Source organism: Brevibacillus fortis (genome assembly GCF_046196545.1).
GTDB lineage: Bacteria > Bacillota > Bacilli > Brevibacillales > Brevibacillaceae > Brevibacillus > Brevibacillus fortis_A.
The window spans coordinates 1,891,607-1,905,092 of sequence record NZ_CP176370.1 but is presented as its reverse complement, the minus strand read 5'-3'; the positions used below and the strand labels follow the sequence as shown (position 1 = coordinate 1,905,092).

The 13,486-nt window shown below is 48.2% G+C and carries 10 protein-coding genes; 4 read left to right on the top strand and 6 right to left on the bottom strand.

Annotated elements, in window-relative coordinates:
• Nucleotides 1–58 precede the first annotated feature (58 nt).
• The 3 genes from ACKKE8_RS09925 to ACKKE8_RS09915 all read left to right on the top strand — a co-directional run bounded on the left by ACKKE8_RS09925 (nt 59) and on the right by ACKKE8_RS09915 (nt 6,094).
• Nucleotides 59–5,422, top strand: a complete 5,364-nt coding sequence (locus ACKKE8_RS09925) for a hypothetical protein (protein WP_409178028.1) — start codon at nt 59–61, stop codon at nt 5,420–5,422.
• A gap of 83 nt (nt 5,423–5,505) precedes the next feature.
• Nucleotides 5,506–5,682 carry a hypothetical protein gene (locus ACKKE8_RS09920; protein ID WP_409178027.1) on the top strand — a complete coding sequence of 59 codons (177 nt, stop codon included), beginning with the start codon at nt 5,506–5,508 and terminating at the stop codon, nt 5,680–5,682.
• Between the two features lie 22 nt (nt 5,683–5,704).
• A complete protein-coding gene (locus ACKKE8_RS09915) occupies nt 5,705–6,094 on the top strand; it encodes a M67 family metallopeptidase (RefSeq protein WP_409178026.1) in 390 nt (129 codons plus the stop codon).
• A 37-nt stretch (nt 6,095–6,131) separates the two neighbouring features.
• Here ACKKE8_RS09915 and ACKKE8_RS09910 read toward each other — a convergent pair whose 3' ends face one another.
• The 6 genes from ACKKE8_RS09910 to ACKKE8_RS09885 all read right to left on the bottom strand — a co-directional run bounded on the left by ACKKE8_RS09910 (nt 6,132) and on the right by ACKKE8_RS09885 (nt 12,231).
• Complete coding sequence (locus ACKKE8_RS09910; RefSeq protein WP_409178025.1) at nt 6,132–6,320, bottom strand: hypothetical protein; 189 nt, start codon at nt 6,318–6,320, stop codon at nt 6,132–6,134.
• Nucleotides 6,321–6,336: 16 nt separating this feature from the next.
• Nucleotides 6,337–6,633: a ferredoxin family protein gene (locus ACKKE8_RS09905; RefSeq protein ID WP_409179088.1), complete on the bottom strand. Its 297-nt coding sequence runs from the start codon at nt 6,631–6,633 to the stop codon at nt 6,337–6,339.
• Nucleotides 6,633–7,928 (bottom strand): FAD-dependent oxidoreductase, encoded by a 1,296-nt coding sequence (locus ACKKE8_RS09900; protein ID WP_016739331.1) that lies wholly within the window; start codon nt 7,926–7,928, stop codon nt 6,633–6,635. Before ACKKE8_RS09900 ends, ACKKE8_RS09905 begins: the two co-directional genes overlap by 1 nt.
• Nucleotides 7,921–8,943, bottom strand: a complete 1,023-nt coding sequence (locus ACKKE8_RS09895; RefSeq protein WP_409178024.1) for an electron transfer flavoprotein subunit alpha/FixB family protein — start codon at nt 8,941–8,943, stop codon at nt 7,921–7,923. Before ACKKE8_RS09895 ends, ACKKE8_RS09900 begins: the two co-directional genes overlap by 8 nt.
• Nucleotides 8,940–9,770 carry an electron transfer flavoprotein subunit beta/FixA family protein gene (locus ACKKE8_RS09890; RefSeq protein ID WP_047071129.1) on the bottom strand — a complete coding sequence of 277 codons (831 nt, stop codon included), beginning with the start codon at nt 9,768–9,770 and terminating at the stop codon, nt 8,940–8,942. The genes ACKKE8_RS09895 and ACKKE8_RS09890 overlap by 4 nt, the downstream gene beginning before the upstream one ends.
• Nucleotides 9,771–9,969: 199 nt before the next feature.
• Complete coding sequence (locus tag ACKKE8_RS09885; RefSeq protein ID WP_409178023.1) at nt 9,970–12,231, bottom strand: immune inhibitor A domain-containing protein; 2,262 nt, start codon at nt 12,229–12,231, stop codon at nt 9,970–9,972.
• A gap of 398 nt (nt 12,232–12,629) precedes the next feature.
• Here ACKKE8_RS09885 and ACKKE8_RS09880 point away from each other — a divergent pair, with 398 nt between their 5' ends.
• A complete protein-coding gene (locus ACKKE8_RS09880) occupies nt 12,630–13,388 on the top strand; it encodes a TrmB family transcriptional regulator (protein ID WP_409178022.1) in 759 nt (252 codons plus the stop codon).
• The last annotated feature ends 98 nt before the right edge of the window (nt 13,389–13,486 follow it).

Sequence of the window (13,486 nt, the reverse complement as noted above, 5' to 3'; positions counted from 1 at the left end):
TCCCACCGCCTACATATGTCTATATGGGAACGCCAGACGGAAAAAGGAGGACAACACTGTGTACAAAAGGAAAATCTCCAATGCGAATAAGCCGAAAGAAAATGAGAAGCTCCTCCTGCTAAAAAAACAAGCACATTACTACGAAGATAAAGCCAACCAACTCATGCAAGAAGTGTGGCATCTACAGAAGCAGATAGAGGAAACGTCCAAAAATAACGAAGCATACAGAGAGCAGCTTGAACAATTGAACCAGACCCTCCACGATTGGGACAGCAAAGGGGCACAATGGAAGCAGCGCTTGAACGATTCACAAGACATGCTTCATGAGATGAAGAGCAAGCTCGACTACTACGAGCATCTCCTGAAACAGCGCGAAAATGCCATAACCGAACACCAGGAAACGGAGGTAAAGCTAAAGCATTCCATAGAAAGCTTGCAAACCCAGATCAGGGAGCAACGAAAAGGTCCACGACTTGAAGAAATCATGTCCAAACATAAAGCGCAGGAAGCACACTTACGCGAACACATTGAATTACTCCAACGGCGAGTAGAGAGCTACGAGCAAAAAGAGGTACAATGGCAGGCAACGTTACACGAGCAAGAACAGCAGCAATTGAGTCAAATCGAGGAGATCCTGAATGAACGCCAGCAGCATTTAGACATGATCGCGCATTTGGAGCAGCAACAGCTTACATGGAAACAAGCTTTGAATAATGTAAATGAAGAGTTTGAGAGTGCGCAGATGAAGCAGCAGGAGCAACTATCCAAAATTGAATCATTGAATCAGCAGTTTGAGGACGCACGGGCACGGGAAGAGCAAGCACTCTCTGATCTACAGCAACTTACAGAAGCAAGCGCAAAATGGGAGCAGCGCGAGCAAGAACTACAAGTTCGCGAGCAAAACCTCCACACATTTGAGCAAAGTCTCCAGGAACAGGAGCAGGATCTACTCTCTCGCGAACAAGACCTCCAGTCGAAGGGGCAAGAGCTGCATTCTCTGACGCAACACCTACAAAAACGGGAGCAGGAACTTCTCGGTCTTGAACAAGAGCTTCAGACGCAATGGTTAGAACTGCATTCTCAAGCGCATAACCTGCAGACGGAAGAACAAGATCTGCTCACTCTCAAGCAAGAGCTCCAGACGAAGGGGCTGGAACTGCAGGCTCAGACACAAGATCTTCAAGCACGGCAGCAGGACCTTCTCGGTCTTGAGCAACAGTTGCAGGGGCAAGGCCAAGAACTGCAATCCCTAAAGCATAACCTGCAAACAAAAGAACAAGAGCTGCTTGTTTTCGAGCAAAAGCTCGAGGCTAAAGAGTTAGAGCTGCAGACTCAGACACAGGGCCTTCAAGTACAGGAGCAAAACCTTCTCGGTCTTGAACAAGCGTTGCAAGCGCAAGGACTAGAACTGCATTCCCAGGCGCAAGACCTCAATGCACAGAAGCAAGGCCTTCTCGCTCTTGAGCAAGAACTGCAGGTGCAAGGGCAAGACCTTCAATCCCTCTCACATAACCTACAGACGAAAGAACAAGAACTGCTCGTTCTCGAGCAAAAGCACGAGGCTAAGGGGCTGGAGCTGCAGGCTCAGACGCAAGATCTTCGAGCACGGCAGCAGGACCTTCTCGGTCTTGAGCAACAGTTGCAGGGGCAAGGCCAAGAACTGCAATCCCTAAAGCATAACCTGCAAACAAAAGAACAAGAGCTGCTTGTTTTCGAGCAAAAGCTCGAGGCTAAAGAGTTAGAGCTGCAGACTCAGACACAGGGCCTTCAAGTACAGGAGCAAAGCCTTCTCGGTCTCGAACAAGCGTTGCAAGCGCAAGGACTAGAACTGCATTCCCAGGAGCAAGACCTCAATGCACAGAAGCAAGGCCTTCTCGCTCTTGAGCAAGAACTGCAGGTGCAAGGGCAAGACCTTCAATCCCTCTCACATAACCTACAGACGAAAGAACAAGAACTGCTCGTTCTCGAGCAAAAGCATGAGGCTAAGGGGCTGGAGCTGCAGGCTCAGACGCAAGATCTTCGAGCACGAGAACAGGAACTTCACTCTCTCGAGCAAGAGCTTCAGACGCAAGCGCAAGACCTTCAATCCCTCTCACATAACCTACAGACGAAAGAACAAGAACTGCTCGTTCTCGAGCAAAAGCACGAGGCTAAGGGGCTGGAGCTGCAGGCTCAGACGCAAGATCTTCGAGCACGAGAACAGGAACTTCACTCTTTCGAGCAAGAGCTTCAGACGCAAGGGCAAGACCTTCAAGCACGGGACCAGGAACTTCACGTTCTCGAACAAGAGCTTCAGACACAAGGCCAAGAACTTCACTCCCTAACTCATAACCTGCAGACGAAAGAACAACAGCTCCAGTCCAAAGAGCTAGAGCTGCATTCCCAAACGCAAGACCTCAACGCACGAGAGCAGGAACTTCTCGATCTCGAACAAGAGCTTCAAACGCAAAAGCAAGAAATTCAATCCCTAACTCATAACCTGCAAACCAAAGAACAACAACTCCAGTCCAAAGAGCTAGAGCTGCATTCCCAGACGCAAGACCTTCAAGCACGAGAGCAGGAACTTCTCGATCTCGAACAAGAGCTTCAAACGCAAAAGCAAGAACTTCAATCCCTAACTCATAACCTGCAGACGAAAGAACAACAGCTCCAGTCTAAAGAGCTAGAGCTGCATTCCCAGACGCAAGACCTCAATGCACGAGAGCAGGAACTTCACATTCTCGCACAAGAGCTTCAGACACAAGACAGAGAACTTCAATCCCTAACTCATAACCTGCAAACCAAAGAACAACAACTCCAGTCCAAAGAGCTAGAGCTGCATTCCCAAACGCAAGACCTCAATGCACGGGAGCAGGAACTTCTCGACCTCGAACAAGAGCTTCAAACGCAAAAGCAAGAAATTCACTCCCTAACTCATAACCTGCAAACCAAAGAACAACAACTCCAGTCCAAAGAGCTAGAGCTGCATTCCCAGACGCAAGACCTTCAAGCACGAGAGCAGGAACTTCTCGATCTCGAACAAGAGCTTCAAACGCAAAAGCAAGAAATTCACTCCCTAACTCATAACCTGCAAACCAAAGAACAACAACTCCAGTCCAAAGAGCTAGAGCTGCATTCCCAGACGCAAGACCTCAATGCACGAGAGCAGGAACTTCACATTCTCGAACAAGAGCTTCAGACACAAGGCCAAGAACTTCAATCCCTAACCCATAACCTGCAGACGAAAGAACAGCAACTCCAGTCCAAAGAGCTAGAGCTGCATTCCCAAACGCAAGACCTTCAAGCACGTGAGCAGGAACTTCACATTCTCGAACAAGAGCTTCAGACACAAGGCCAAGAACTTCAATCCCTAACCCATAACCTGCAGACGAAAGAACAGCAACTCCAGTCCAAAGAGCTAGAGCTGCATTCCCAGACGCAAGACCTTCAAGCACGTGAGCAGGAACTTTACATTCTCGAACAAGAGCTTCAGACACAAGGCCAAGAACTTCAATCCCTAACCCATAACCTGCAGACGAAAGAACAGCAACTCCAGTCCAAAGAGCTAGAGCTGCATTCCCAGACGCAAGACCTTCAAGCACGAGAGCAGGAACTTCTCGATCTCGAACAAGAGCTTCAAACGCAAAAGCAAGAACTTCAATCCCTAACCCATAACCTGCAGACAAAAGAACAACAACTCACATCCAAGGAGCTAGAGCTACATTCTCAAACGCAAGACCTCAACGCACGGGAGCAGGAACTTCTCAATTTTGGGCAAGAACTGCAAGTACAAGGGCAAGAACTGCAAACGCAAGCAGATAACCTGCAAACAAAAGAACAAGAACTAACAATCCTCGAACAAGGACTCAAAGCTCGGGGGCAAGACCTTCTCACCCAAACGCAATACCTTCAAGCACGAGAGCAAGACCTTTACATTCTCGAGCAAGAGCTGCAAACGCGCGGGCAAGAACTTCACTCTCAGAATCAAAACCTCCAGACAAAAGAACAAGAGCTGCTCACTTTCGAGCAAGGGCTTCAAGCGCGAGATCAAGAGCTTCTCACGCAGACGCGAGACCTTCAAGCACGGGAAGAACAACTTAACGGTTTCGAACAAAATCTGCAAGCGCAAGAAAAGGAGCTTCAAGCTCATGCGCAGGCGTTACAGGTTCAACAACAAGAGCTCAAGACCCATGAACAGGAGCTTCGGGATCGGGATCAAGCCACTCTCTCTCAAGAGCAAGCGCTGATAGCTCAAAGCCAAGAACTACAGGTTCAAGAGCAAGAACTTCAATCCCGAGAGCAAGCACTGCAGCTTCGTGGGCAGGAGCTTCTCTCTCATGAGCAGGCAATCCACTCCCACGAACAAGAGTTACTCACGCTGAAACAAGAGCTGATCGTGCGAGATCAAGAGCTGCACAACCAAGAGCAGGAGCTCCAGGCTCAAGGGCATACCCTACACACTCGTGAACAGGAGTTGCTTACTCGGGAGCAAGAACTAAACTCACTGGAACAGGCCCTACTCTCTCAAGAGCAAGACATCCAAGTTCAGAGGCAAGGTTTGCAGACCCGGGAGCAGGAGCTGCAAGTGCAGAATCAAGATATATACACCCGAGAGCAAGAACTCGAAGCCCAAAAACAGGATTTACGCACGAAAGAACAAGAGCTAGAAGCCACCCGCCATGAGATGTTGCAAAAAGCAATCGATCTCGAACAAAGCTGGACTGCAAAGCACGAAGCGACTTCTCAACAATTAGCGGAAGCTCTGCTTGAACTGGAAGCAGCACGGTTAACGAAAAATCAACTAATCACTGACTATAAAAAGCTGGCCGAATCACATTCCCTGCATGAGCAAGAATTGCAGGAAGGCTTACAAAAACGCGACGAAGAATTAGCTCGAACACAAAACACCGTTAAGAGTCTCCAGTCGGAGTTAAAAGAAACACAACAGCAATTAGCGGAGGCTCAGGCTCATATCCAATCTTCTCAGCAACAAGCCAAGGAAACCGACGAAAAGCTCGCGAACTTCACCCTTCAAAAAAATAAATGGAACGAAGTACTGGAGAAAACAACCCAAAAATATGACCTCCTGTTAACTGAAAAGGAAAAAGCTATTGAACAGTTTACATCCCAGGAGCAAGTGATGAAGAAGACGATAACCGGACTCAAAAACATGGTGAAAGAACTCCAAAACAACGAAGAAAAATACAAGCAAATCATCAAAGAATTCACACAAAAAGAAGCTCGAACCAATAAAGCCTTCAGTCAATTCCCACCAAACACCCAATTCATTCCAAACAATCAATTCCAGCCAAACACCCAATTCCAACCAAGCACCCAATTCATGCCAAACTCCGATCCCTCCACTCAACAACTATCTTCCACACCGGTAAAGATGCAGCTGCCTTATCCCCCAAACGCCAACGCCTTCAACCCGTTTCGCTGAAAAAGTGAAAATGTGCGAGAGCCGTTACCATGTGCAGCCATACTGAATACAACATAGTACAGTCCAGAAAGGGAGGAAAAACCATGACACCTGAACAAATGCGTGCACTGTACCAACAGCGTCAACAACACCCAGTTCAACCTGCCCAGCGTCGAATGCCGCCATCACCTTTGCCAAAATCCGGTCCGGTTCACAGAGTCCAACCGTCCGTCCAGACTAGAACGAGTGGAGGTTGCTGCGGCAGGCGTTGGCAAGGCTAATCTTATAGAGACCCCCTTTTCCATGACCCGTGCAGTCTGGGATGAAATCATCCGAGATTCCCTGGAGAAGAAGCCAAATGAAACGTGCGGATTGCTCTCCGGTAGAAATGGGAGTGCACAGACGGTTTGGCGTATGGAGAATACATTGAAAAGCCCGATCGCCTTTGCCATGGACCCCAAGCAGATTCAACAGGTTTTCCACAAAATAACGTTGCGCGGGGAGCAATTGGTCGGGATCTATCACTCACATCCTACTGCGCCCCCCATACCGTCACCTGAAGATATTGCTTACTGTCATTACCCGGAGGCCGCATATCTAATCGTATCACTCGCTTCTCCACAACCAGTACTCGGCTGTTTTCGAATCGAGGGGTCTTTTGCTCGTGCGTATCCTTATAAAGTGTGTAACTAATGCTCAAATCCACCTAAAACAAAAGAACAGTGGGAATTTACTCCCGCTGTTCTTTCTGTTTTTGAAGATCGCCCTGTTCCAATGGATTGGGCAACAGCCATTCCCTTTTCTCCCAGCTGACAAAATCATCTTCCCACTTTACCTGGAAGCGGTCCTCCTCCATTTGAATGACGACTCCCTTTGCTCCATCCTTTACGTATACGACCAGATCGCCTACTTGTATCACCGCTCATCGCCGCCCATTACCCGAGTCTGAAGATGATTCCGTGTCCACCCTTCGGATACACCCATTTGATATTTTCGTACGGACAACCAATGCGGCAGCTCCCACACTCGTGACAACCTTCGTAACCGACGTGCATCCGCACTTCTTCCCATTTGTATACTTCCGCAGGACAGAAGATTGTACAGAGCTTATCAGGGCATTGCGTCGCACAAACATCTGCGGAGAGCACATGCAGGTGTGAATCCGTATCCGCTTTGAAGCGCACAAGGTACTGTTTCTCCTCGATTGACTGGCCCTTCGGTAGATCCTGCATCACTTCATCACCCTCCACGCATTCATCAAGTCACGTGCCATTTTCCATTTGTCCTTCGCAGAGCCGAGGTCGCTCCAGATTTTCTTCTGCTTGCTCCATTTCGAGCTGCCATCAACCGTGAACATTTGACTCGCCGCTTTGTTCATCATCGGAATATACTGTTCGAAATACTGCGGGAATTTTTCAAAGTGATGCGTTGCGTCCTTGTACTTTTTCAAATCTTGACCGACAAAGCTGTTCAACAGATTAATTCGGTATCCGTCGAGCATTTTTTCAGAATAGTCCCCTGCCTCTTTTGCCGCCAGGATCGTTTCCGCCGCCATGACACCAGATGCCATTGCCATATTCGATCCCTCTCGATGGATCGCATTGACGAGCTGGGCAGCATCTCCTACCACTAGTACACCGTTGCCGACAATTTTGGGAATGGAACGATATCCACCCTCGGGAATCAGGTGCGCCAAGTATTCCTGCTGCTCACAACCTTGGATATATGGCCGAATCATCGGGTGATTCTTTACATAGTCCAACAACTCATACGGCTTGATCTTGTTTTTGATCAGACCTGACAGCATCGTCCCTACCCCAATGTTCAAGCTGTCCTTATTCGTATACAACCACGCCGTCCCCAAAATCCCTTTGGTCGAATCCCCGAAAATTTCAATCGTACAACCGTGATCGCCCTCTAAGTTAAAGCGATCCTCGATTATTTTGCGATCCAGCTTCAGTACTTCCATGACAGCGAGCGCTACTTCATCTGGGCGAAACTCTTTATGAAAACCTAATGATTTCGCCAGCAAGGAGTTGACGCCGTCTGCCAGAACGACAACATCGGCGTATAGATCTCCATCCGGTCGATCTGTTTTGACACCGACTACCTTGCCATTTTCAACAATGCACTGTAAAGCGACGGTCTCATTGAGTAAAAGTGCTCCCTGCTGCACGGCTTTATCTGCAAACCATTGGTCAAATTTCGCCCGCAGCACCGTGAAATTGTTATAGGGCTCCTGGGCCCACTCCATGCCTTTATAACTGAAATTGATGGCTGATTCCTTATCGAGCATCATGAACCGCTGCTCGACGATCGGTCGTTCAACAGGCGCCTCCTTGTAAAATTCGGGAATGATGTCTTCCATCGTTTTGCGATACAAAACACCTCCCATGACGTTTTTGGAACCCGGATATTCCCCGCGCTCCATCAACAGAACATTTACACCCGCTTTGGCAAGCGTATAAGCACAAGCTGTGCCAGCCGGACCTGCTCCGACAATGATTACATCAAATTTCTCAGCCATACGTTACCTCCTTGTCCGGCTCCTTTTGGAATGCTTCCATGAGCAATGGCACAATTTCAAAAGCATCACCGACAATACCGTAGTGACAAGACTGGAAGATGAGTGCATTCGGATCTTTATTGATGGCAATGATCAATCCCGAGTTGCGCATGCCGACCAAATGCTGGATAGCTCCCGATATGCCGATGGCAAAGTAAATTTTTGGCGTAACAGTTACTCCCGTCTGCCCTACCTGATGTTCATGACCGATCCAGCCTGCTTCCACCGCATCTCTGCTGGCCCCGACGGTTGCCCCGATTCGTTCTGCAAAGCGATGAATAAGTGCAAAGCCTTCCTTGCTTCCGAGTCCCTTGCCACCAGCGACGATCACATCAGCCTCATCCAGCCGCACCTTTTCCTTCGTCTCCCGGACGATTTTCAGCACTTTTGTGCGAATGTCTTCTTCATGCAGCTTCATGCTTTCTTCTATGATTTCTCCTGTACGTGACTCGTCTGGCTCAAGTGCTTTCATGACTTTCGGGCGAACGGTCGCCATTTGCGGTCGATGTTTTTTGCACAAAATGGTAGCCATGATGTTACCGCCAAACGCTGGACGACTTGCCTCCAATAAGCCTGTCTCCGCGTTCACATCGAGCATGGTCGTGTCAGCGGTCAGCCCTGTCTCCAAGTCCGTCGCGACAGCGCTCGCCAAATCTTTTCCAGTTGAAGTCGCTCCGTACAAGATGATTTCCGGCTTGTGCTTTTGAACACATTCGATAACAGCTCGCATGTAGGACTCTGTTCGGTAATCATGAAAAATCTTGTGATCGTATACATACACTTGGTCCGCACCGTATGGAAACGCCGTGTGGGCCAACTCTTTGATTCCATCTCCGATTAACAAGCCAGCAAGCGGCACGTCTCGCTTGTCAGCCATTTGTCTACCCGCCCCCAGCAGCTCGAGTGATACAGGGGCGATACGGCCGTCACTCACCTCTAAAAACACCCAGATGCCACGAAAATCATCCAGATTCATATCTGCTCCTCCTTCACCCGAAACAGTCGCTGTTTATCGTGCAAAATTTCCATCAAGCGTGCGATTTGCTCGCTGGCGCTTCCTTCGAGCATCTCGCCACCCTTTGGCTTCTCTGGGGGCCAAACTTTTGCAACGATGGTCGGAGACCCCTTCAGACCTAACTGCGTCCGATCGATATCCCCCAAATCATCGACGGACCAGACAACAGGATTATATCTAGCAGCTCGAAGCATGTTGGGCAGCGGAGAATACGGTACCTCGTTAATCTCCTTCTCCACGGAAAACAAACAAGGCAAGGTCGACTGAATGACTTCATAACCATCCTCCAGCTTTCGATGCACGATGGCGTAACCTTGTTCTTTGTTTATCTCCACTACTTTTTTCACACACGTAAGCGGCGGAATATCCAACCTTCTGGCAACACCAGGTCCGACTTGTCCCGTATCACCGTCGATGGTCATCTTCCCGCAAATGACAAGGTCGACTGGCTGGCTTTCTGCAATCTTCTCAATGGCTTTGGTAATGGCATAGCTGGTCGCCAATGTGTCTGCTCCGGCAAATGCACGATCCGTTACCAGATAGCCTGCGTCTGCTCCGATCTCGATACATTTCCGAATGGCCTTCACCGCTGGCGGCGGTCCCATGGTGACGACGGAGACCACACCCCCATATCGATTTTTCAAACGAACGGCTTCCTCCACCGCATGTGCATCATACGGGTTGAGAATGGCTGGCGCACTGGCGCGATCCATCGTATTCGTCTTCGGATTCATCTTGATGATTTTGGTGTCCGGCACCTGCTTAATGCAAGCAACAATATGCAGCATGATTGATCCCCCCTTGCTGCCGGGCGCGATATCTATGCCTGTACAAAAGGTTGCCTTTCTTACGCGCAATCAGATCAGGCAGCTTGTCGTTCATTGTTATAGCCTATTTCGATGCAGCCGAGCTTAGACCAGTAATCATAGAAACGAAAAAGACGCCAAACATCAGCTTGGCGCTGTGTGGCGTCTTTTGGCTTATTCATTAATCTTTATCAATAGAGAACTCAATCGAAGCATCCGTAAACTTTTTGTCTACTCTTTTCAGCTTGATTTGCAAGCCGATTTGCGGCAGGATTTTTCCAACTTCCGGTACTTCCGGCATCGAGTAGTCATCACTGTCGTCAAACTCTTTAACGCCTTTCAACGGCTCGTATTCCATCGTTCCATAGATGTAATCCAGATCCATACCGGATGTTTTGTTCGGGCTAAACGCAGCATCGTTCACCTGATAGCGGGAGTCTGCGATTGCGTTTTTGTTCCCCTCATCATTGTTCCAGTAACGTACTTCCTGATGGGCATCTACTACACCAAGCAAGCCGTAGCCTGGATGCTGGCTCGTATTGTTGTCACGTGTTCTTTCGAAGCGACCATCAAAGTACCAGATCACCATACCTGGATCATACGTGAAGAAGGAGTCGTTGCGGCGGAAGTGCTTCAGTCCAGCGTCAATTCCTTCATGAGAGCGCAGCTCAACCAGGTAGTACGCATCGTACATTTTACCTTTTCCATCGAAGTGGACGAAGCCATCCAATTTGAACTTCTTCTCACCCTCTGCATCATCCGCGAAGATGACTTGTCCATCTGCCTCTACTTCAAAGTTATCGAGATAGAAGCCGTCCAATACGTAAGCAACGTCTGTCACATAGTTAAACTCAACTTGCACTTTTTTGCCGACAAACTCATTCAGGCTGATTTCTTCTTTGTCCCAGCCGTTTGTTACATCATCGAATTTCTGCACTTCTTTTTTCTCACCTGTATCCGCATCAATTACATTGACGTACAGGTAGTCATAACCTTCCTCAATGCTTCTCCATGAATCGAATTTCATCGTTGCGGAGCTGACTCCAGTCAAATCAATTACATCGGAAGTCATTTTGGTGTTCAATTTGTTGCCTTCATCCGAGAAGTATGCGTATCCACCATCCTTTGGCTCAACCGGCGGTTTCTTTTCAACTTTCGGCATATTCAGTTTGACGACTTTTCCGCTTTTCTCGGTGCTGCTCGCATCAATGAGCGGAACCGTTCTCTTGCGTTTTTCTACATCCTTGTAGTCCAGAACAGTCGGAGCAATCCAGTTCCCGCCAAACATTTGTTGCAGAACCATTTTGGACCAAGGATCAAGGCCTGTAGGTTCTGTTTGGAAGACTTTACCTGTATGACTACCGGACGACATGAGGGACCAAGCGCCTACTGGCGAATCTTTTCCGGCTCTTGTCGTGTCATACAAGTCTGGCAAACCGAGATTGTGTCCGTATTCGTGAGTGAATACGCCTGGTGCGCCATCTTCAGGCTGGATCATGTAATCAAACGCTTTCAGGCTTGTGCCTGGAATATCCACTGGTTTTTTCAAGGTCCAACGATGAGACCAGATCGCATCTGGGTCTTCCCCTGTCTCTTCTCCGATCCCTGCATGAACGAGCATGAGGTTGTCCAGGTTGCCATCCGGCTCCATCAGGTCTCCATCACCATCGATATCATACGGATCGCGCTGATCGTACAACTCCTCTTTCCCAGCAATGGATTCCCCAACTGCCTCAAGCGTCTCGATTACCAGATCGCGCGGATTGGAATCGTCACCGGCCTTGGAGTTTCCTCCATAATACTTGTAGCCATTCTCTGCCATTTGCCAAGGCGTTACCACACCGTCAACCGTCCAAGATCTTCCCGATTGCAGATAGAAGTATTTCGCCATTGTTGTCATGCCGATTCCTTCAGGAGTTTCGTACCCCTTCTGATCAAACAGCATCTCTTTGTAGTGCTTTTCGTTGAAGTCTTCCGTCCAAAGCGAATCACTCACTTTTGGTAACTGGTTATGCTCCCGGTCAGGGTACTCGATAAGAGCGACAACGATATTATCGGTATGTAGACGTTTGGAAGAGCGCACTTCATCGCCGTCCTCCATCTCAGCCACTTTCTGCACAGCCTCAGCCAATGCTGCCTGCTGTCCTCTGCTCGCTTCCTTACCGTAAGAGGACGATTCATCAATGCCGTGCGGTACTTTTTTGTCTTCGAGGTACTCGAGCAACGCCTCGTCAATCTCTTCCTGATCGGCGTCTTCATCAATGATTCCTTGCTCCATTAACCCTTTAATCAGTCGCTCCAGGTTAACAGTGGACAAATCTACATGCAGATCATGCTTGTCCTCTTTTGGTTTGGCCAAACCCGTTGCAGGTGCAGCCACGAAAGTACTGAGCACGAGTGAGGAGGAAAATAAGACGGATAAGAGCTTTTTGCTTTTCTTCACTGCGGTTCACCCTCTTTTTCTATCTATTTTTGATACATCGGAAAAACAAAACCCCCGATTCCGATTATTCATAATTATTACGCGATACGTAATCTTTGCCAAATTCTTTCCTTCGACAAAAAAACCTTCCCGTTCAAAAGAAATTGCTCAATAAGGCTATCGACCTACTTGCAACAAGTGCCGAATTTTCGGCTGATCATTTATACATAGGGTCTCTATTTGATATATGCTCGGTGTGTCTACTGCCTAAAGACCTACAAAAAAGATAGCGAATTTCGTCGAAAAAACTCGATACTTTCCGAAAAAATATTCCTTTCGCCTCCTCCTCTTTCTTGCAAAACAACTCGATTATCGGTACGATCGAATAAAAATGCTCGTGTTTTCCATGGAGGATTTTGATGCTGCAAACATTTGGTTTTTCTCTGTATGAGAGTAAAGTTTATGAAGCGCTGGCGTCTAGCGGCGAGCCTCTCGATGCAACGATGGTCGTGAAGCATTCGGGGGTACCAAAGGCAAAAATTTACGAGGTGTTGAATCGACTGGTAGAAAAAGGGATGGTCCTTGACACCGTATCTGAAAAGAAAAAGCGGTATACAGCCCTTCCTCTGGACAGCCTGGTAGAAAAGCTGACCCGCCAATTTCAAACAGACGTCAAAAAATTGACCAGCTCCCTTTCTCATAAAACCGTACGCGATGACCGCGTCTGGAGCCTGAAGGTTGACGAATCGATCCGCGCGGAATGCAAACAATTGATCCAACGAGCGACGCGGTCTATTCGTATCTCTGCCTGGTCCGATGATTTTTTAGAGTATGTACCCCTACTGGAGATGAAAGAAAAGGAAGGGGTAGAGATCGAAGCCTTGGTCATCGGGCAGATTAACACCAAGCTCTCCTGTGTTCATTCCTTTATCCCTGTGCAAGAGCATCAAGGCTTGGAGCGCTATCAGCTAATCGTAGTGGACCAAGATGAAATGATTTTTGCAGGCGAGGAGGATACGGGCTGGCATGCGATCAAGACACGCGGTCAACCGTTCGTCAAATTTTTTGCCGATTCCTTTTACCATGATGTCGCGCTGACAAAAATCACCCAAAAATATGTGGATCAACTGTTTGACGATGAAGAAATCCGCAAGATGATCATCCGCCTCCGATACTGACAATCCCTGGGACTTTGGCTTTTGGCCGGAGTCTTTTCTATTTGTATGGAGAATTTTCTAGTTGCATAAGATAAAAAAGGTTACTATTATGGTAGTAA